The sequence below is a fragment of the Promicromonospora sp. NPDC050880 genome, assembly GCF_044456525.1.
In the GTDB taxonomy this organism is placed as follows: Bacteria; Actinomycetota; Actinomycetes; order Actinomycetales; family Cellulomonadaceae; genus Promicromonospora.
Genome location: NZ_JBITFV010000032.1, coordinates 1 through 18,902, shown reverse-complemented (window position 1 = coordinate 18,902; position 18,902 = coordinate 1). Strand labels below are relative to the sequence as shown.

Below are 18,902 nucleotides of genomic sequence, written 5' to 3'. Positions count from 1 at the left end.
TACCCCGGTCCGACGCGGCGGCGCCCGGCCCGGCGTAGCGTGCGAGCATGCTGGGCACCACCCGACCCGTGCGCGACCCGGACCCCGTCGCCCCCGGGCCCTTCGACCGCCTGCGGCCGCGCATCTTCGTCGCGGTCGCCGTGACCGTGCTCAGCACGCTGGGCTCGGTCGCCGCCGCGCGGGACCAGGCCTGGGCCGTCCAGCCCGGCCTGGCCGGCCTGCTCCTGCTGCTCGTGGCGCCTGCCGCGCTCGTGTTCCTCCTGCCCCGCCGGCCGGCGCTCGCCACGGTGGTGTCCGTCGCTGCGGCGCTGACGTTCCTGCTGCTCGGCCGGGCGTGGGGGCCGGTGCTGCTGGGACCCGTCGCGGTGCTCGCCGGCGTGATGCTCAGCGGGACGGCCCGCCGCGCGCGGGTGATCGCCTGGTCCGGCGCCGCACTGCTCGCCGGGGGCGTGGGAACGGTCGCCACGCTGCTCGCGCCGCGGCTGGAGCAGCAGCTCCGCGACAACCCGCCGGACCCGCCCCGCGAGTGGGGACCTCCTGGTCCGCCGTTCCACGGCCCGGGCTGGGCCGACGACGGCGCGTGGTTCCTCACCACCGGGTCCCTGGTCGCCGGGGCCGCGTGGCTCGCCGTCGTGCTGCTCGTCGCGAGCGCCGTGCGGGACCGGGCGGCACGGCGGGTCGCCGCGCGGGCCGCCGCCCGCGAGACGGCGGCCGAACGGGAGCGCACCGCCGTGGCCTCGGAACGGCTGCGGATCGCCCGCGAGCTGCACGACGTGCTCGCCCACTCCCTGTCCGCCATCAACGTGCAGGCCGGGGTGGGCCTGCACCTGCTGGAGAAGCACCCGGGGCAGGCCCGCGAGGCGCTGACGAACATCCGGGACACCAGCCGGGACGCGCTGGCCGAGGTGCGCACGGTGCTGGGGATCGTCCGGGAGGACGGCGCCCCGCTCACCCCGACATGGGACCTCACGGCGCTGAACCGCCTGGCCGACCAGGCCCGCGCCGAGGGTCTGGACGTGGCCGTCGACCTGCCGCCCGACGTCGGTGACCTGCCCGACCACCTCATGGGCGTCGTGCACCGGGTGGTCCAGGAGTCGCTGACGAACGTGCGCCGGCACGCGACGTCGGCCGGCCGGGTCACCGTGCGGCTGACCAGGGGTGACCGCCTGGAGGTGGCGGTGGCCGACGACGGCGCCCCGGCCGGTGCACCCGCGGAGCCGGGCTACGGCCTGCTGGGGATGCGCGAGCGTGTGGAGGGTGCCGGCGGCACCCTCACCGTGGGCCCTCGCCCGGACGGGACCGGCTGGCTGGTGCTGGCCAGGCTCCCGGTCCCCGCGGCCCGCCCGGAGCGTCCCGGCGGCGCCGTCGCGCCGTCGCCCGACCCGGCGGCTGCACCGCCGTCCGACACCCCCGAACCGGGAGAGACCGCATGATCGACGTCCTGCTCGCCGACGACCAGGCCCTGGTGCGCGGCGGCTTCCGCGCGCTGATCGACTCCGAGGACGACATGCGGGTCGTCGCGGAGGCCGCGACGGGTGAGGACGCCGTCGCGCTCACCCTCGACCACCTGCCCCACGTGGTGCTCATGGACATCCGCATGCCGGGCATGGACGGACTGGCGGCGACGCGCCGGATCATCGCCGAACCCCGCGCCGCGGGCGTGCACGTGGTGGTGGTGACGACGTTCGAGCTGGACGAGTACGTCACCGACGCGATCCGGGCCGGGGCGTCCGGGTTCCTGGTCAAGGACACGGAGCCGGCGGAGCTGGTGCGGGCGGTGCGGGTCGCGGCGTCGGGCAACGCGCTGCTGTCGCCGACGGTGACGCGACGGCTGCTCGCGCGGGTCGCCGACGCGACCCGGGTCGTCGGCCCGCTGCCCGCGCTGGCGGAGCTCACGCCACGCGAGCGCGAGGTGCTCGTCGAGGTGGCGGGCGGGCTCGCCAACGACGAGATCGCGGCGCGGCTGTACCTGTCGGAGTCGACGGTGAAGACGCACGTCTCGCGGGTGCTCATGAAGACGGGCTCGCGCGACCGCGCGCAGCTCGTGGTGCTCGCGTACGAGGCGGGCCTCGTGCGCCCCGGCTGGGCCGGAGGCGCAGCGGAGGGTGGGGGCTGAGGAACGAGGCACCCGCCCGCAGCGCAGCCGCAGGACCGGCCGGCACCGGCACAGCCTGGGCCGGAGGCGCAGCGGAGGGTGGGGGCTGAGGAACGAGGCACCCGCCCGCAGCGCAGCCGCAGGACCAGCCGGCACCACGGGTGTACCGGGCCGGGTACACAGGACTGACGACCCTGCCGCCGCGCGACGGCAGCCTGGTGGTGAGGCCGGAACGACCGGCCCAACCCACTGGAGGTCGACATGCTCACCGCGACGACGGAGGTCCTCGCCAACGGGCCCCACTACGGCTGGGGCGGACCCGGACCGTTCTTCTTCATCTTCCCGCTGCTGTGGTTCCTGCTGTTCGCGACGGTGGTCTTCCTGATCGCCCGGCGGGCCCGGCGCGGCCCGCGCGGTGGCTGGGGCGGGCCGTGGTCCGCGCACGCGGCGGCCGGGGCGGACCCGGTGACGCTGCTGGGCACCCGCTTCGCCCGCGGGGAGATCGACGAGGCCGAGTACCGTTCACGGCTCGCCGTGCTCCGCTCGGCGGACCCGTACCCGAACGCTCACCCGGGCACCGGGACCGCGGCCGGTCCGTCGGCGCCCGACGCACCCCCTGCCCCGCAGGACCGGCCGGCCGCCGACGGCGACCGCTGACGCCGGTCCGGGACGCCCGGGCCACCCCGGTGACCTGGGCGTCCCGGGCGCCGCCACGACCGGGCAGCACCCCGGGAACCACGGTCGATCGCACCCCGGGAGCGCCCCGGCGCACCTCCCGGAGCGAGTGGCGGTGCGACACGGGCGTGACGCTAGACTCGCGGGCGGGTGCGACGGACCGCACTCCTGAGAACCGTTGACGTGAGGGAAGTAGATCGTGAGCACCAGCAAGAACTGGGGCGCGGCCGTACTGGTCTCCTGCGCACTCCTGCTGTCCGGATGCGCGGCCCTCGAGGACATGGCCAACGACTTCATGCCCTCGGGAGAAGAGGTCCAGCAGGAGGCCGAGCCCTCGTCGGAGGCGATCCAGGCTCCGATCAGCACCGGCAAGTACAACCTGGTGGAGGCATGCAGCGCCTTCTTCTCGGGTCCGCTGGTCACCAACATCACGGCCCTCGCGCCGGCGGTCCGGGCCCCGCTCGACGAGGAGCGCACCGGTTCCGCGAGCAGCATCAGCAAGAGCATCGGCCTGATCATCGGCGAGTCGGACGAGGTCAGCATCGCCCACCTCGAGGCGATCCGCGCACCGTTCGACCAGGCGCTCGACGGCTCCATCGCCCGGCCCAGCGCGGTCACGACGGCCATCACGTCCTACCGGAACACCTGCACCGAGGCCGGCTGGAAGGGCTGAGTCCCCGCCCCGCCCGGACACGAACGGACCCCCGGCCACCTGGTGGCCGGGGGTCCGTTCGTGTCCGGGGTCAGCCGTTCGTCAGGAACTCGCGCATCACCGGGGCCGCCGCTGTCGAGGCGAGCTCGCCCTCCTCGATGAACACGACCGCGGCCAGGTCGTTCGCGATGGCGACCGTCCACACGTGCGCCTTGGACCCGTCGCCGAACTGGGCGGTACCGGTCTTCGCGCCGACGATGCCGGGCACGCCCTGCAGCGCGCTGCCGGAGCCCTCGCGCACCACCCCGCCCATCAGGTCGCGCAGCGTGGCCGCCTCGTCCGCGGTCAGGTCGCCCGACGGCGCCTCGGGCGCCTTCCCGTCCTCGGGCTGCACCAGCCACGGGGAGACGGTGTGCCCCGCCGACACGCTCGCGGCCACGGTCGCCATGGCCAGCGGCGTCGCCAGCACCTGGCCCTGGCCGATCATCGACGCCGCGTGCTCCGTGCCCGTCGAGTCGGTCGGCACGTCACCCATCGTGCCCGCCGCGCCGAGCGCGGTGGCCTCGACGCCCAGGCCGAGCGACGCCGCGGCGTCGTGCAGCTGCTGCTGGCTGATCGCCTGGTGCTGGGCGATGAACGCGGTGTTGCACGAGTTCGCGAAGACCGTCCCGAACGGCACCGCGTCGCCCGTGGCGGACGCCGGGTAACCGGGCACGTTCCGGAACTCGCGGCCCTCGACGGCGATGGTCGGCGTGCAGGCCAGGGGTGTGTCCGGCGTGACGCCGGACCGGAGCATGGCGAGCGACGTCGCGATCTTGAACGTGGACCCCGGCGGGTACTGGCCCAGCGTGGCGGTGTTGTACCCCTCGGAACCCGGGCCGGACGCGACCGCGAGCACCTCGCCCGTCGACGGCTTGATCGCGACGATGGCGCTGGCCAGGTCGGTGATGTCGGCGAGCGCCGACTCGGCACGGAGCTGGGTCGCCGGGTCGAGCGTGACCGTCAGCGGCTCGCCGTCCTTCTTCTCGATGGTGAACGCCTCGCGGCCCTCGCCGCCCTCGGCGGGCTCGATGGTCACGGCCAGGCCGGGCACGCCGCGCAGCTGCTCGTCGTAGGCGGCCTGGAGACCGGAGAGGCCCACGACGTCGCCCTGCTGGACGGTGCCCTCCGACTCCTCGATGATCTCCGCCGTCGCCTCCCCGACCGTGCCCAGGACGCCTCGTGCGAAGTCGCGGCTCCGGGCCAGCGGCACCTCGTCCGGGATGCCGACGACGCCGGGGATCGCCATGGCGGCGTCGAAGTCGTACTCCGGGTCGCCGTCGCGGATGGTGATCACCTCGATGAACGCCTTGTCCCCGGCGGACCGGACCTGTGCGGCGATGCTCTCGGTGGTCTCCTGGTCGAGCTTCAGCACGGTGCCGAGCGGCTGGGCAGCGGTGTCCCAGCCGGGCCGGGTCTTGTCGATGCCCACGTGGTGCACGGGCGTGATGCCCACCAGGGTCTCGCCGGTGGTCGTGACGATCTCGCCGCGGGCGGGCTCGGTGCGCTCGACGGCGAGCCGCTCGCCCGGCTCCAGCCCGGGGACCAGCACGCCGGTGCTCCAGGTCGCCTGCCACTCGCCGGCCTCGCCGTCGGTGGCGCCGGGGTAGGTGAGCGGCACGACGGTCTCGTAGTCCCAGGCGGCCTCGGTCGCCACGGGCCAGCTCCACGCGAGGGTCGCGGTGGCCGTCGCGGTGCCGCCGTCGCCCTCCTCGACCGGGGTCACGTCCTTGACCTCGACGGTCCCGGCGTCCTCGCCGACCGCGGCGCGGAGCTGCTCGAACACCTGGGCGTACTGCTCGTCCGGGGACGCGGACGTCTCCAGGGTCAGCGGGACGTCCGCCGGGGTGCCCGCCTGGAGCGCCGCGGCGAGCTGCTCGGCGGCCGGCGCCGGGTCCGGGACCGGCGGCTCGCGCAGGAGGAACCACAGCCCGGCGCCCGCGGCGGCGAGCAGGACCACGACGCCGACGATGATCAGGGCCAGCCGGCCCGACCGCCGGGGAGCAGGCGGCGGAGGCACGGGGGACCCGGGTTCCGGTGGCAGTGCGGCGTATCCCCCCGGTGGCGGCGGGACCGGTGCATGACCGTCCGTAGGCGGGTGGGGAGACGAGTATCCGCTCATGCCCAGGAGCCTAAGGGGCCCGTCATGGTCGCCACGTGGAAAACATTGGGTCAAACGGGGCAAGCCTGGGTGAAATGGCACAGAAAAATGCTGCTCGATGGGAGCGAGGCCGCCGAACCCCCTGGATCTGCGGCCCCGCCCGCCGCCGTCACGCGTCCCGGTACCGCAGCCGGTCCCGGGAGCGCGTGGCGAGCTGCAGGGAGGAGAACGTCGGCACCGCACGGCCGGCGGCACGGATCTTGTGCTCACGCCGGTTCAGCAGCTCCATGCGCCGCAGATCACGCTCGATCCCGGCGACGTCGCTGCCGGTGACCGCTGCTGTCCTCGTGGTCATGGTGGTTCCCCGTTCCCTGGCTCCTCGTGCGGGCAGCCCTCGGATGACAGGGACGCACGGGAAGCGTGTCTCGTTGGGAGGGAGGCCCCGACCCGGCGGTCTGTGACGGCCGCGCCGGGAATTCACCCGACGGCGGCCGCCCGCGCGGCCACGAACGCGCGCAGCGCGGGGTCTGTGGTGAGGGACAGCGCCTTCGCGTACGCGGTGCGGGCCGCCCCGGTCGCGCCCGACGACGCGAGCAGGTGCGCCCGCGTGGCCCACAGCGGCTGGAACCGGCCCGCCGCCGGGTCCGACGCCGTCGCGTCCAGCTCCGCGAGTCCCGCGGCCGGCCCCTCGACCCGGCCGAGCACGGCGGCCAGCGCGACCCGCCCGCCGAGCGTCGGGGCCACGCGCAGGAGCGCCTGGTGCAGGGTGAGCAGCGCGGGCCAGTCGGTACGCCCCGTCCGGGCGCGGGCGCAGTGCGCGGACTGGACGGCCGCCTCCAGCCGGAACCGGCCGGGCGGCCCCGCGCCGGGTGCCGTCAGCGCGCGCCGGAGCAGCGCCTCCCCGCGCTCGATCAGCGCACCGTCCCACAGCGTGACGTCCTGCTCGTCGAGGGGGACGAAGGCGCCGTCCACCTCGCGTGCGTCGGCGCGCGCCACGGAGAAGCAGAGCAGCGCGGCCAGCCCGAGCACCTCCGGCTCGGGCAGCAGGTGCGCCAGGAGGAGGGCGAGCGCGAGGGCGTCACCGGTGAGGGAGCCACGGACCTCGGGCGCAGCGCCCCGCCAGTCGATCGCATAGGCGCCGTACACCGCCTCCAGCACGGGCGGCAGCCGGGCCGGGATCTCGGCGCGGCCGGGGACGCGGAACGGGATCCGTGCGTCACGGATGCGGCGCTTGGCCCGGACCAGCCGCTGCGCCATGGTCGGCGCGGGCACGGCGAAGGCTGCCGCGATGTCCCGGGCCTCGACGCCGAGCACGGTCTGCAGCATGAGCGGGGTGCGGATCCCCGCCTCCACCGCGGGGTGGGCGCAGACGAACATGAGCTCCAGCCGGCGGTCCCCGATCGCGTCGGGGTCGGGCAGGTCGGGCGGCGCGGCGGGCTCGGGTCGGGCGTCGGGCGGCGCGGCGGTCCGGTGCGCGGCGGAGCGGTAGAGGTCCCGCAGCCGGTTGCGGGCCACGGTGAGGAGCCAGCCGTCCGGGTTGCGCGGCACGCCGTCGTCGGGCCAGTGCCGCAGAGCCTGCTCGAACGCGTCGGCGAGGGCGTCCTCGGCACGCTGGATGTCGCCGTCGCGCGCCGCGAGCAGAGCCAGGAGGCGGCCGTACGACGTGCGGGCCGCCGCGTCCGCGGCAGCCCGCACGTCGGCGCGGTCGGTCAGCGCGTCCACGTGCCGTTCTCGAAGTGGGTGGCGCTCGGGCGCACCTCGACGGTGCCCCACTGGACCGAGGGCGCCTTCTGCGCCCAGGCGAGCGCGGCGTCCAGGTCCGGCACGTCGACGACGAACGTGCCGCCGAGCTGCTCCTTGGTGTCGGCGAACGGGCCGTCCTGGACGCGCAGCTCGCCGTCGCGCACCGTGACGGTGGTGGTGGCCGACGACGGCTGCAGCACCTCCGCCGACAGCAGCACCCCGGCCTGGTCCAGCGCGGTGGCGTAGGCGGCGAACGCGCGCTGGCCCTCGGCCAGGGCGTCCTCGCCGAGGTCCTCCGGCGTCATCTCCGGGTAGTGCAGCAGGATGGTGTATCGCATGGTTCTGTCCTCCGGTCGGTGTCTGTCTGACACCGGGGTGACGATCTCGTGGGGTCCCGATCGACAGGGCGGGAGAACTCGTCCGGGTCAGGCCGGGCACGACACGGGCCGGGGCGCCCCCTGGTGCGCCCCGGCCCGTCCTTTCGTCGGCCGGCGTCAGGCGGAGGGTGCCGCCTTCACCACCGGTCCCCACGCCAGCGGGTCCAGCGTGCGGGCGTCGGCGTCCGCGGTGCCGGCCCAGCGGCGCGCATCGGCGATGGTGGCGGCGAGCAGCTCACGCAGGCGTGCGTCCACGTCGGGGACGAAGGCCTCGGAGATGCCCTGCACGGCGGTGGAGACGACGCTCGGCGCGGCGTCACGCACGAACCGCTTGGGCCGCACGCTCGTGCCCGCGCAGAACCGCTCGGCCCAGGCCGCCGTCTTCGGCACGGCCGCGAGCGCGTCCTTGCTCTCCGGTGCGAGGGTCCCGGCCGGCCTGTCCTCCAGCACGTCGAGCATCCGCTCCGACCCGAGGATCGCCACGGCGAGCGTCTGCTGGCGGTCGGCGGGCGAGATCGGCAGCGCCGTCTGCGCGGCGCGCAGCGCGATGCGCACGTCCCAGCGCGGATCGGTGCTGGTCAGGCCGATGACCGACGGGATGAGCGGCGCCAGCCGCGGACGCGCGTGGTCCGCGGTGAGGTCGTTCACCGCGCGCGCGAGCATCGCGATCAGCGGGTGCGTGCAGGCGGGGTGGTCGCTCCACTTCTCCCCCGCGAGGAAGGAGGCGAGCTCCATGAAGCACGCGCCCTTCTTGGGGTTGCGGTGCTTCCCACGCCCCAGCATGGGCAAGATGTCGTACGTTCCAGCTTCGGTTCCGGTCACGATCCACCCCCGAATTGGGTCCGCTACTTGTTCCAGTGTGCGTCCGGTGTGACGTGGATCGCAATAGTGCGCCTGTGAACCGCCTGGATCTCGCCCGGTGCGCGGCACCTCAGGCCGCGCGAACCACCTCAGGGGTACCTCAGACGGCCGCCTGAGGTGCCCGACCGGCCAGGACTGCCCGATCGCCCGATCCACGGGCCGGGGCCTCAGGACGAGTGTCTTCCTCATCAGCCGGACGGGCGCACGGCCCGCCGGGGCACCAGGAGGAATCATGTCGCTGTGGGGACCCGCCGCCGAGGCGGAGATCGAGTACCGGCAGGCCGAGCTGCGCAAGGCATGGGGCGGCCGGCGGACCGACGACCAGGGACGGGCCGGCCGGCGCGCCGAGCGCCGGGCGGACCAGGGCGCCCGGCACCGGGCGGACCGGCGCACCGGGCACCGGAGCCGCGCGGAGCAGATCCAGGAGGGCATCGCGGGCATGCGCCCGGCACCGGCCGCACGGCACGGCCTGTTCGCATGACGGAGGCGGGCGTCGGGGCGGAAAAGGCCAGGGGGAGTGTCGGTGACCGGTGGCACGATGTGCAGGTGCGACGGTCCACGACGATCCCCCTGGTCTCCCGGCAGGAGCAGGTTGCCTCCCTCCTGCTGGCGGTGGGGCGCGCCTCGGCAGGCCGGCCGGGCCTCACGCTCGTGGGCGGTGACGCCGGTGTCGGCAAGACCCGGCTGATCAGCCACGTCGCCCAGGCGGCGGAGCAGGCGGGGGCCAGCGCCGTCGTCGTGCACTGCGTGGACCTGGGGCAGGTGGGCATCCCGTACCTGCCGTTCACGGACGCGCTGACCCAGCTCCAGGCCGGGGCCGCGGGGCCCGACGCGGCCGCGCGCGTGGCCGACCTGGTCAAGGAGCGGCCGGCGCTGTGGCGGCTGCTGGAACCGGGCGGTGGCGGCGACGCCGACCACGACGAGCGGCTCCAGCTCTTCGAGGGGATCGCGCGCAGCCTGGCGGTCGCCGGCGCACCCGAGCGACCCCTGGTCCTGGTGGTCGAGGACGCCCACTGGGCCGACGCGTCCACCCGGGACGTACTCCGCTTCCTCGCCGCCCGCGCCCGGTCGGAGCACGTCCTCCTGGTGGTCACCTACCGGTCGGACGACGTCGACCGGCGTCATCCGCTGCGCCCGCTGCTCGCCGAGCTGTCCCGGCTGGAGCACGTGGAGCGCATGGACCTGCAGCCGTTCGACGCGGACGAGCTGCGCGAGTTCACCACCGCCCTGGCCGGGCGGCCGCTCCCGCCCGCCGGGTTCGCCGAGGTGCTGGACCGGTCCGAGGGCAACGCGTTCTTCGCCGAGGAGCTGCTGGACGCGGGTCCGGACTCCGCGAGCCTGCCCTGGACGCTGACCGAGGTGCTCCGCACCCGGCTCGAACGGCTGGACCCCGAGGTGCAGCAGGTGCTGCGCATCGCGTCGGTCGCCGGGCGCCGGGTCCGGGAGGACCTGCTGCGGGCGGCCGCCGCCCGGTCGGGCGCACCGGACGTCGACGCCGCCCTGCGCGAGGCCGTGACCCAGCAGGTGCTCGTGGTGTCGGGCGCGCACCTGGAGTTCCGGCACGCGCTCCTGGCCGAGGCCCTGTACGCGGACCTCCTGCCGGGCGAGCGCTCGGCGGTGCACCGCGCCTACCTCGCCGTGATCGAGCAGGACGGGCCGGACGGCATGCCGGTCGGCAGCGCCGCGGAGCGCGCCCACCACGCCTTCGAGGGTCACGACCTGCCCGCCGCCCTCACCGCGTCGCAGGACGCCGCGCTGCGCGCCCGCCGCCTGCTCGCGCCCGAGGAGGAGCTGCGGCACTGGGAGCAGGTCCTGTCCCTGTGGGAGTCGGTGCCGGACGCCGGGCAGCGGATCGGCCGCGACCGGGTCGACGTCGCCCTGTCCGCCGGCGAGGCGGCCGCCCGGGCCGGTGACGCGATGCGCGCGGTGAAGCTGACGCGGCGCGCGGTCGAGGGCGTCGACGACCCGGTGCGCCGGGCAGCGCTGGAGCACGTGCTGGTGCACCGGTACCTCGACCTGCCGACGTGGGACGAGACGCCCGGCCAGGTCGAGACCACCATCACGGACCTGCGGGCCGCGCTGGCGGTGCTGACGCCGCGCAGCCCCGACCGGATCTGGACCAACGCCCTGCTGGCGCGGCTCGCGATGATCATCGACCTGGACGAGGACGCCCGCTCGTACGCCGAGTGCGCCGTCGAGGAGGCGCGCGAGACCGGCCAGGCCGGGGCCCTCGCGATCGCCCTGTCCACCCTCGCGGTGCTCGACGTCGCGGACCCGGACCGGGCCTCGGCGACCCTCGACGAGGCGCGCGCGGCGGCCGTCGAGGCCGGGGACGTGCTCACGGAGATGCGCACCCTGTACAGCGGCACGGCCAACCGGTTCTACGCGGGGGAGCTGGAGGCCGCGGAACAGCGGGCGCGGCACGCGCTGGCCCGGGCGGACGAGCTCGGCCTGGCATGGAGCACGCCCACGGTCAACCTGCGGATCCTCCAGGAGGTCATGCTCTACTTCCGCGGAGACCTCACCGAACGCAGCAGCGCGGGCGTGCCGGCCACGTCCCGGCACGTCATGGACGCGACCCGGATGTACGCGGCGGTCGCGCGGGGCGACGAGGACGCGATCGAGCGCGGCGAGGCGCTGATCGACCACTGGGGCAGCGACGGTCAGATCGCCCTCATCGGCGGAGGAAGCCTGGTCGACGCCCTGACCTGGGCCGGCCGGTACGACGACGCCGCCGCGCTGGCCGAGCGCATCACCGATCACCTGGGCGAGGTGTGGACGGAGGTGTTCCTCGGGCGGATCTGGCTGTCCACGCTGGCCATCGCCGCCCTGGCGGACGCAGCCGAGGCCGAGCGCACCGCCGGACGGGCGGGAGCGCCCGGTTCTGCGGCCGCCACGGCGGTCGAGACCCGCGCCGGCGCGCGGCTGGACCGCGGTGACGCGCTCCTCGCCGTCGCCCGCGAGACGGCCCAGCGGGGCCGCCCGCGCGGCGGCGTGCTCGGCCCCGAGGGGCGAGCCTGGCTGCAGCGGGCCGCCGCGGAGAACGCCCGCCTGCATGCCGTGACGGGGTTCGCCGCGGGCGAGGGCGACGAAGGACGGGCGGCCACGCTGTGGCGCGAGGCGGCCGACGCCTGGCAGGAGACGGTCAACGCCTTCGGTTTCGGCTACCGCTACGAGGTGGCGCGCTCGCGCTACCGCTGGGCGGAGGCGCTCCTCGGCGCCGGCGAGCGGGGGGCAGCCGAGGTCGAGGCGGCCGAGGCTCTCTCGGAGGCCGAGGACATGGAGGCGCGGCCGCTGGCCGACGCCGTCCGGGCCCTGGCGCGGCGGGCACGGCTCGACCTGCCGGGCGTCCGCCGGGCGACGGCGTCCACCCTGACCGAACGGGAGGAGGAGGTGCTCGGCCTGGTCGCACAGGGGCTGTCGAACCGGCAGATCGGCGAGCGCCTGTTCATCTCGACCAAGACGGTGAGCGTGCACGTGTCCAACCTGATGGCCAAGCTCGGCGCCTCGGGACGGGCGGAGGCGGTGAGTCTCGCGCACCAGCGCGGTCTCCTCGAAGTGTGACCGTAAGCCCCGCAGACTACCCGCTCAGTGCAAAAGGGACACATCCGGTACATCTATCGCGCACGCGCACTTCTCTCGCAATACTGAGCAGATGCCGACGGACCTCCAGGCGTTGCGAGACCTCGAGCACGTCGGTCTTGGATCACCTACCGCTGACGAGGCATTCGACCGGTTCGCCCGCCTGGTCCGGCGCCACCTGAGGGTTCCGGCTGCCGTCGTGTACTTCGTGGTCCGGGACGGCCAGGTGCTCGCCGGGGCGTCGGGCATGCCGGAGCCGATGCAGTCCCAGCGCCTGCTCCAGCACCCCGGGACCGTCACCAGCGTGATCACCACGCGGGGTGAGCCGGTGGTCACGGCGGACGCCCGCCTCGACCCCACGCTGCGCGACACCTACCTCGTGCGCGAGATGGGCCTCGTCGCGCTCGCGGGGTATCCCGTCTTCGACCTGCGGGGCCGCGCCGTCGGCGCGCTGTGCGCGGTGGTGGACGAGCCGCGCGAGTGGTCCGGCGACGACCTGGACTCGCTCGCCGACCTCGCGGCGTCGTGCACGGCCGAGCTGCGGCTGCGGGCCGAACGGGAGCGCGCCCGGCGCATCCAGGAGACCGCCGTCCGGGCCAACCGGCGCAGCCGGTTCCTGCTGTCGCTGAGCGAGGCGTTCGCCAACGCGAACACGATGGACCAGGTCGAGGAGGTGATCATCGAGGTCGCCACCGCCGGGATAGGAGCCCGGTACTGCGCCTTCGCCGTGGCCGACGCCGACGGCCGGGGCGTCACCTACCGCTCCCTCGTCCACGCGGAGCCGCAGTTCCCCCAGCGGTTCCGGCAGGCCAAGCTGGACGACCACCGGCCGCTGGCCGAGGCGGCCCGCACCGGCCGGCCGTTGTTCTTCCGGACGAGCGAGGAGATGCACGCCGCGTACCCCGGGTTCCGGGAGTACTGCGACCCGGACGTCGAGGCCCGGGCGTTCCTGCCGGTCGTGACGGCCGGCGCCGTGGTCGCCGTCGTGATGCTGGCGTGGGAGCGCGACCGGGGGCCCGACAAGGACTCGTACGCCCTGCAGACGGGCCTCGCGCACTACACGGGCCACGCGCTCGAGCGGGCGCGGCTGCTGGAGGAACGCCGCGAGTCCGCCAAGACGCTGCAGCGGGCCATGCTCAGCCGCCTGCCCGAGGTGCCGCACCTCGACATGGCGGCCACGTACTCGCCCGCCACCCGTTCGGACCAGATCGGCGGTGACTGGTACGACGCCGTGGCCGTGGACGACGACACGACCATGTTCATGATCGGCGACGTGACCGGGCACGACATGCGCGCGGCCGCCAAGATGGGTCAGCTCAGGTCGCTGCTGCGGGCGTTCGCGTGGAGCCACGACGAGTCGCCGTCGGCGCTGCTGTCGCTGCTGGACAAGGCCAACTCGGGCCTCGGGCTGCTCGCCAGCGGGACCGCCGTGGTGGCCCGGCTGGAACGGGTCCCCGGCGGCTACCAGCTCACCTGGTCCACCGCGGGTCACCCGCCGCCGCTCGTGCTGCGGCAGGACGGGAGCGTGGAACGGCTCTCGGCGCTGCCGGACATGATGCTCGGCATCCGCCCCACGGCGAAACGCACCGACCACGTGGCGACCCTGCGGCCCGGTGACACCCTGCTGCTCTACACCGACGGGCTGGCCGAGCAGCGCGGAACCACGCCCGACCAGTGGCTGAACCGCCTCCAGAAGACGCTCGGCATGCTGGGCGACACGGCCACGGCCGCGCTGCCGGTCACCCTGGTGCGCCGCCTGGCGTCGGACGACCAGCGGGACGACGTCGCCGTGCTCGCGGTACGGGTGCGGGCGACGGCGCCGTCCGGCCCACCCTCGCTCGGCCGGCCCGCCACGGCGGAACGCAAGCTGGCACCGTCGCTGTGCGACGTCGGGCCCGCCCGGATCTGGGTGGACGACGTGCTGGAGAGCTGCGGGGTGCCCATGCCGCTGCGGCGCACCGTGATGCTGCTGACCTCCGAGGTGCTGACCAACGCCGTCGACCACGGGCAGGCTCCGTTCACCGCGACGGTCGAGGTCGACCTGGAGAAGCTGCGGGTCGGGGTGCGGGACTCGTCGGTCGTCCAGCCCGAGCTGCGCGACCCGGCCGTGACCGAGTTCGGTGGGCGGGGCGTGCAGTTCCTCGAACGCCTGGCCTCGCGGTGGGGCGTGGACCGGCACGGCGTGCCACCGGCCACGGACCGCCCCCGCGCGGGCCGGGTGAACCGGCGCACGGGCAAGACCGTGTGGTTCGAGCTCGACCTGACCTGACCGGTGGGGTGAACTTCGGCCGCCGTCTTCGGTCCCGGACGAATCACCGGTGAGCGTGTCAGTGGTGCCGCGTACCGTGTGATCCATGGCACAGACAGCGTCACATCCTGGGCAGAGCGCGGGTGCGGCCGTGGCGACGGACGAGCTCTCGGCACAGCTCGAGACCTATCGCCGCGAGCTCACCGGATACTGCTACCGGCTGCTGGGCGGCGCGTTCGACGCCGACGACGCGGTGCAGGAGACCCTCCTGCGCGCATGGCGGTCGTACGAGCGGTTCGAGGGCCGCTCCTCCCTCCGGACATGGCTGTACCGGATCGCCACCAACGTGTGCTTCGACCAGCTCGGGTCCAGCCGCGCCAAGCGGGAACGGCCCATGGGCCTCGGCGCCGCCGCCGACCCGGTCGAGGAGAGCCTCGCGACCGTGCTGCCCGAGTACGCCTGGGTGGAGCCGGTACCCACCGAGCACGTGCTGCCCGGTGCGAGCGACCCGGCCGACACCGCCGTGGCCCGGGAGTCGGTCCGGCTCGCCTTCGTCGCGGCTCTCCAGCACCTGCCCGCCAAGCAGCGGGCGGTACTCATCCTGCGCGAGGTGCTGCGCTGGCCGGCGTCCGAGGTGGCCACGCTGCTGGACACCTCGGTGGCCTCGGTGAACAGCGCGCTCCAGCGCGCCCGCGCCACCCTCGCCGACAAGGCGCCGGACCGGTCCGGTGCCGCGCCGGCCCCGGCGACGGCCGACGAGTCCGACCTGCTGGAGCGCTACGTCGCGGCGTTCGAGCGGTACGACATGGCGGCGCTGGCCAACCTTCTGCGCGAGGACGCGGTCATGAACATGCCGCCGTACGCCATGTGGCTGGAGGGCATCGAGAACATCCAGGCCTGGATGCTCGGGCCGGGCAACGAGTGCGAGGGCTCGCGCTGCGTGCCGATCCACGTGAACGGCGCCCCCGGGTTCGCGCAGTACCGGCGGGACCCGAAGGGCGGCCACTTCCCGTGGGGGATCGTGGTGCTGGAGAACGACGGCGCGCACATCACCGGCATCACCACGTTTCTCGACACGGAGAAGTGGTTCTCCCGATTCGGCCTGCCGGACCACCTCGACTAGCCGTTTGGCAATACCCTCACAAGGGTGACTGTGCGATCCGTGGTGGTCGGCGTGGACCACAAGCACCCGGAGCTGGCCCGGCGAGCAGCGTCGCTCGTCCAGTCCCTGGGTGGAAGCCTGATCGAGCTCGTCTGTGTGTGGGTCGACGAGACCGCCGTCTCGGACTCACGGGGGTTCACCGTGTCGGTGGACCCGGACATCGCCGTGCCCTCCGATGCCTACGGGGCCGACGTCCTCGCCGGGCTGAACCGGGCGATGGCCGACGTCGGTCTGCCCTGGAGCGCGCTGCGCGGCGCCGGTGACCCGGCCGTCGAGCTGGGGCGGGTCGCCGACGAGGTGGAGGCGGTCATGATCGTCGTCGGCGCCCACCGCTCCGGCCTGCGCGGATGGACCACCAACCTCGTGGGCGGGACGGTGGCCGGGCGGCTCGTCCACAACCAGGCCCGCCCCGTGGTGATCCTCCCCGAGACGGCCTCCGCCCCGTGAGCGCTAGATTTTCCTCGGACCTGTCGAGCGCCCAGGAGGGGACCCGCCGCGTGGCACGAGCACCGCACCGGGACTGGCGGTACGTCGGTCTCGTCGCGCTCGGCGGAGCCTGCGGGTCGGTCGCGCGGTACCTCCTGGGCACGTGGGCCATGATCCTGCTGACGCCCCTGACGTTGCTGTCCCCAGGGATCGGGGAGACGGTCCTCCGATTCCCCATCGGCACGCTGGTCGTCAACGTGCTCGGCGCGCTCGCCCTCGGCTACCTCCTGGAGGCACTTGCCCGGCGGGGCCGGGAGACCGTCCGGCGCCGCAAGATCCGGCTCGGGATCGGCACGGGGGTGCTCGGCGGGTTCACCACGTACTCGGCGCTCGCGCTGGAGACCCAGCAGCTGCTGGGCGCGGGGCTGGGGTGGCTCGCCCTGCTCTACGTCGCGCTCACCCTGGCGGGCGGCACGGTCGCCTGCCTGGGCGGCATCGCGCTCGCGGCCCGCGCCGACCGGCGCCGGAAGGAGAGGTGACGCCCGTGCTCACGTTCCTGGTGGTGGCCGTCGGCGGAGGTGTCGGCGCGGCGGCACGGTTCATGGTCGACGGCGAGATCCGCGCCCGGCACAGCGGCGGCTTCCCGTGGGGCACGTTCCTCGTGAACGTGACCGGCTCGTTCCTCATCGGCGTGTTCTCGGCCGCGCTGGCCGGCCTCTGGCGGTACGGGATGTCGGTCGAGGACGCGCAGCTGCTGCGAGTCGCGCTGATGACGGGCCTGTGCGGCGGATACACGACGTTCTCCACGGCCACCGTGGAAGCCGTGCGCCTGGCACAGTCCGGCCGGCTCCGGCTCGCCGTGGCGAACGCACTGGGCACGCTGCTCGTGACGGTGCTCGCGGCGGCCGCGGGCGTGGCGGTGGGCGGGCTGTTCACCTGACCGCCCGGCGGCCGAACCGTCGCCGGGCGGCGTGTCAGTGGGGCATGGCAGGCTTCGCTGCATGAGCCTCATGCTCCTCGACTCCGCCTCGCTTTACTTCCGGGCGTACTTCGGTGTGCCCGACTCGCTGCGGTCGCCCGACGGTACGCCGGTCAACGCCGTCCGCGGCCTTCTGGACACCATCGCGTGGCTCGCCACGACGCACGGCCCGGACCGCCTGGTCGCGTGCTGGGACGACGACTGGCGGCCCGCCTTCCGCGTCGCGGCGATCCCGAGCTACAAGGCGCACCGGGTGGCCCAGGAGGTGCCCGGTACCACCGGCATCGAGGAGGTGCCGGCGGACCTGCTCGCGCAGGTGCCCGTCATCGTGGACGTGCTGGCGGCGCTCGGCATCGCGCGCGTCGGCGTCCCCGGCTACGAGGCGGACGACGTCATCGGCACACTGACCGCGCGTGCGGTCGCGGGGGGCGCGGGCCCGGTCGACATCGTCACCGGGGACCGGGACCTCTTCCAGCTCGTCGACGACGCCGCCGGTGTCCGCGTGCTCTACCCCGCGCGCGGCGTCCGCGATCCCGACGTGGTGGACGAGGAGCGGCTGGCCGCGCGGTACGACGTCGCCTCGGGGCAGGCGTACGCCGACATGGCGACGCTGCGTGGCGACCCCAGTGACGGCCTGCCGGGGGTGCCCGGCATCGGGGAGAAGACGGCGGCCAAGCTGCTCGCCCGGTACGGCACCCTGGCCGGGATCCTGGCCGCGCGGGACGACGGCGACCCGGGCCTCACCGCGACCCAGCGCCGCCGGCTGCAGGAGGCCGACGAGTACCTCCGGGTCGCGCCCGTCGTCGTGCAGGTGGCACGGGACGCACCCCTGCCCGTGTTCGACCCGGCCGTGCCCCAGGCCCCTGCCGATGCCGATGCGCTGGAGGCCCTGACCGCGCGGTGGGGCCTGCGGTCGAGCGTGGACCGGGTCCGGGCGGCCTTCGGCTGGGCGTGACCGTCAGACGCCGGCGGCCGCGTCGTAGCGGTCCAGCACCACCTGGACCAGTCGCGGGTCGGGCTTGCCGGCCCCGGCCGGGCCGGCGACCGGGTCGGTGACGACGTCGGCGCCCGCCTCCAGCACGCGGTCCAGGAAGTACCCCGGTGCGAGCAGGTACGACACGACGATCACGCGCGCCGAACCCGGCGCTCCCGCGCGCGCCGCGGCCACCGCGTCCGGCACGCGGGGTTCCGCACCGGCCCCGTACGACGGCGTCACCGGCCGCCCCAGCCGCTGGGCCAGGGCGCTCGTGACCTCCTCGACCGCGGTCGCGGCGGCGTGCACCGACGAACCGGCGGCGGCGAGCACCACGGCGTCGTCGGGGCCGAAGGGGCCGTGCGCCGCCTCGGCGGCAGCGTAACGGTCGGCCAGGATGTCGACCAGCAGGGGGTGCGGGCCGAGCGGTTCGGCGGCAGCGGACCCGTTGACCGAGGTGACGGCCTGCGCGATGTCGTGCCGCACGTGGTACCCCGTGGACAGCAGCAGCGGCACGACGACGGCGACCGGTCCGTCGGCGTCCCCGGGCCGGCCTGCGCGGGCACGGGCGTCCCGGACCGCCTCGGCGAGGACCTCGCCGACCTCCGGCTGCTGCACGTCCACGAACGCCTCGCGGACGTCGAGCCCGGGCCGGGCCGCGCGGACGCCGTCGAGCAGGGCGCGCACGGCGGCCTGCCCGGCAGGATCGTCGGTCCCGTGCGACGTCCCGACCAGGGTCGCGCTCATCGTCTCTCCCATCGGTCCTCCACCTCGTCGGTTGCTCCCGACGTCCTGTCGGTCGCTTCCGACGCCCTGTCGCTCACTCCCGACGTCCTGTCACTCGCTCCCCACGTCCTCAGGACGCGTTCCTTCAGGACGCGTTCCCTCAGGACCCGTTCCCTCAGGACCCGTTCCCTCAGGACCCGTTCCCTCAGGACCCGTTCCCTCAGGACCCGTTCCCTCAGGACCCGTTCCCTCAGGACCCGTTC

The 18,902-nt window shown here is 74.8% G+C and carries 19 protein-coding genes; 12 read left to right on the top strand and 7 right to left on the bottom strand.

From position 1 onward, the window contains the following. Positions 1-47: 47 nt before the first annotated feature. The 4 genes from ACIBBF_RS25895 to ACIBBF_RS25880 all read left to right on the top strand — a co-directional run bounded on the left by ACIBBF_RS25895 (position 48) and on the right by ACIBBF_RS25880 (position 3,443). The gene (locus tag ACIBBF_RS25895) at positions 48-1,433 is read left to right on the top strand and encodes a sensor histidine kinase (protein WP_397419208.1); all 1,386 of its coding nucleotides are present in this window, start codon (positions 48-50) and stop codon (positions 1,431-1,433) included. Continuing rightward, on the top strand, positions 1,430-2,116 hold the full coding sequence (locus tag ACIBBF_RS25890; protein WP_397419206.1) for a response regulator: 687 nt from the start codon (positions 1,430-1,432) through the stop codon (positions 2,114-2,116). The genes ACIBBF_RS25895 and ACIBBF_RS25890 overlap by 4 nt, the downstream gene beginning before the upstream one ends. Positions 2,117-2,356: 240 nt before the next feature. Next, positions 2,357-2,752 carry an SHOCT domain-containing protein gene (locus tag ACIBBF_RS25885; RefSeq protein WP_397419204.1) on the top strand — a complete coding sequence of 132 codons (396 nt, stop codon included), beginning with the start codon at positions 2,357-2,359 and terminating at the stop codon, positions 2,750-2,752. A gap of 217 nt (positions 2,753-2,969) precedes the next feature. Further along, on the top strand, positions 2,970-3,443 hold the full coding sequence (locus tag ACIBBF_RS25880) for a hypothetical protein (RefSeq protein ID WP_397419202.1): 474 nt from the start codon (positions 2,970-2,972) through the stop codon (positions 3,441-3,443). A gap of 70 nt (positions 3,444-3,513) precedes the next feature. Here the strand turns inward: ACIBBF_RS25880 and ACIBBF_RS25875 are convergent, their stop codons facing one another. The 5 genes from ACIBBF_RS25875 to ACIBBF_RS25855 form a co-directional block, all read right to left on the bottom strand. After that, positions 3,514-5,481 (bottom strand): penicillin-binding transpeptidase domain-containing protein, encoded by a 1,968-nt coding sequence (locus tag ACIBBF_RS25875; RefSeq protein WP_397419200.1) that lies wholly within the window; start codon positions 5,479-5,481, stop codon positions 3,514-3,516. Positions 5,482-5,731: 250 nt separating this feature from the next. After that, positions 5,732-5,917, bottom strand: coding sequence for a hypothetical protein (locus ACIBBF_RS25870; protein ID WP_397419199.1), 186 nt, complete (start codon positions 5,915-5,917; stop codon positions 5,732-5,734). 122 nt (positions 5,918-6,039) lie between these two features. Next, positions 6,040-7,284 carry an RNA polymerase sigma factor gene (locus tag ACIBBF_RS25865; protein WP_397419197.1) on the bottom strand — a complete coding sequence of 415 codons (1,245 nt, stop codon included), beginning with the start codon at positions 7,282-7,284 and terminating at the stop codon, positions 6,040-6,042. After that, the gene (locus ACIBBF_RS25860) at positions 7,272-7,643 is read right to left on the bottom strand and encodes a YciI family protein (protein ID WP_397419195.1); all 372 of its coding nucleotides are present in this window, start codon (positions 7,641-7,643) and stop codon (positions 7,272-7,274) included. Before ACIBBF_RS25860 ends, ACIBBF_RS25865 begins: the two co-directional genes overlap by 13 nt. Before the next feature lie 156 nt (positions 7,644-7,799). Continuing rightward, a complete protein-coding gene (locus tag ACIBBF_RS25855; RefSeq protein WP_397419193.1) occupies positions 7,800-8,465 on the bottom strand; it encodes a hypothetical protein in 666 nt (221 codons plus the stop codon). 310 nt (positions 8,466-8,775) lie between these two features. Between ACIBBF_RS25855 and ACIBBF_RS25850 the strand changes: the two genes are divergently transcribed. The 8 genes from ACIBBF_RS25850 to ACIBBF_RS25815 all read left to right on the top strand — a co-directional run bounded on the left by ACIBBF_RS25850 (position 8,776) and on the right by ACIBBF_RS25815 (position 17,895). Then, entirely contained in the window at positions 8,776-9,024 is a 249-nt protein-coding gene (locus tag ACIBBF_RS25850; protein ID WP_397419191.1) for a hypothetical protein, read from the top strand. A gap of 65 nt (positions 9,025-9,089) precedes the next feature. Continuing rightward, a complete protein-coding gene (locus ACIBBF_RS25845; protein WP_397419189.1) occupies positions 9,090-12,107 on the top strand; it encodes an AAA family ATPase in 3,018 nt (1,005 codons plus the stop codon). Between the two features lie 91 nt (positions 12,108-12,198). Continuing rightward, a complete protein-coding gene (locus ACIBBF_RS25840) occupies positions 12,199-14,394 on the top strand; it encodes a SpoIIE family protein phosphatase (RefSeq protein WP_397419187.1) in 2,196 nt (731 codons plus the stop codon). Between the two features lie 85 nt (positions 14,395-14,479). Continuing rightward, positions 14,480-15,496, top strand: coding sequence for a sigma-70 family RNA polymerase sigma factor (locus tag ACIBBF_RS25835; protein ID WP_397419185.1), 1,017 nt, complete (start codon positions 14,480-14,482; stop codon positions 15,494-15,496). A 24-nt stretch (positions 15,497-15,520) separates the two neighbouring features. Continuing rightward, positions 15,521-15,982 (top strand): universal stress protein, encoded by a 462-nt coding sequence (locus ACIBBF_RS25830; protein ID WP_397419183.1) that lies wholly within the window; start codon positions 15,521-15,523, stop codon positions 15,980-15,982. Positions 15,983-16,032: 50 nt separating this feature from the next. Beyond that, positions 16,033-16,500 carry a fluoride efflux transporter FluC gene (locus ACIBBF_RS25825; RefSeq protein ID WP_397419181.1) on the top strand — a complete coding sequence of 156 codons (468 nt, stop codon included), beginning with the start codon at positions 16,033-16,035 and terminating at the stop codon, positions 16,498-16,500. Beyond that, positions 16,497-16,901 (top strand): fluoride efflux transporter FluC, encoded by a 405-nt coding sequence (locus ACIBBF_RS25820; RefSeq protein WP_397419179.1) that lies wholly within the window; start codon positions 16,497-16,499, stop codon positions 16,899-16,901. Before ACIBBF_RS25825 ends, ACIBBF_RS25820 begins: the two co-directional genes overlap by 4 nt. 61 nt (positions 16,902-16,962) lie before the next feature. Continuing rightward, on the top strand, positions 16,963-17,895 hold the full coding sequence (locus ACIBBF_RS25815; protein WP_397419177.1) for a 5'-3' exonuclease H3TH domain-containing protein: 933 nt from the start codon (positions 16,963-16,965) through the stop codon (positions 17,893-17,895). A 3-nt stretch (positions 17,896-17,898) separates the two neighbouring features. Here ACIBBF_RS25815 and ACIBBF_RS25810 read toward each other — a convergent pair whose 3' ends face one another. Then, complete coding sequence (locus tag ACIBBF_RS25810; protein ID WP_397419175.1) at positions 17,899-18,660, bottom strand: sirohydrochlorin chelatase; 762 nt, start codon at positions 18,658-18,660, stop codon at positions 17,899-17,901. Further along, positions 18,657-18,902, bottom strand: a 246-nt coding sequence (locus tag ACIBBF_RS25805; RefSeq protein WP_397419173.1) for a hypothetical protein, incomplete at its 5' end; no start/stop codon positions are given. The genes ACIBBF_RS25805 and ACIBBF_RS25810, both read right to left, overlap by 4 nt.

Bases quoted from the DNA above. Each gene is read 5' to 3' on its own strand.
- ACIBBF_RS25885 (WP_397419204.1), top strand. From the start codon at position 2,357: ATGCTCACCGCGACGACGGAGGTCCTCGCCAACGGGCCCCACTACGGC.
- ACIBBF_RS25835 (WP_397419185.1), top strand. From the start codon at position 14,480: ATGGCACAGACAGCGTCACATCCTGGGCAGAGCGCGGGTGCGGCCGTG.
- ACIBBF_RS25870 (WP_397419199.1), bottom strand. From the start codon at position 5,917: ATGACCACGAGGACAGCAGCGGTCACCGGCAGCGACGTCGCCGGGATC.
- ACIBBF_RS25810 (WP_397419175.1), bottom strand. From the start codon at position 18,660: ATGAGCGCGACCCTGGTCGGGACGTCGCACGGGACCGACGATCCTGCC.
- ACIBBF_RS25895 (WP_397419208.1), top strand. From the start codon at position 48: ATGCTGGGCACCACCCGACCCGTGCGCGACCCGGACCCCGTCGCCCCC.
- ACIBBF_RS25850 (WP_397419191.1), top strand. From the start codon at position 8,776: ATGTCGCTGTGGGGACCCGCCGCCGAGGCGGAGATCGAGTACCGGCAG.
- ACIBBF_RS25860 (WP_397419195.1), bottom strand. From the start codon at position 7,643: ATGCGATACACCATCCTGCTGCACTACCCGGAGATGACGCCGGAGGAC.
- ACIBBF_RS25890 (WP_397419206.1), top strand. From the start codon at position 1,430: ATGATCGACGTCCTGCTCGCCGACGACCAGGCCCTGGTGCGCGGCGGC.
- ACIBBF_RS25815 (WP_397419177.1), top strand. From the start codon at position 16,963: ATGAGCCTCATGCTCCTCGACTCCGCCTCGCTTTACTTCCGGGCGTAC.
- ACIBBF_RS25840 (WP_397419187.1), top strand. From the start codon at position 12,199: ATGCCGACGGACCTCCAGGCGTTGCGAGACCTCGAGCACGTCGGTCTT.
- ACIBBF_RS25855 (WP_397419193.1), bottom strand. From the start codon at position 8,465: ATGCTGGGGCGTGGGAAGCACCGCAACCCCAAGAAGGGCGCGTGCTTC.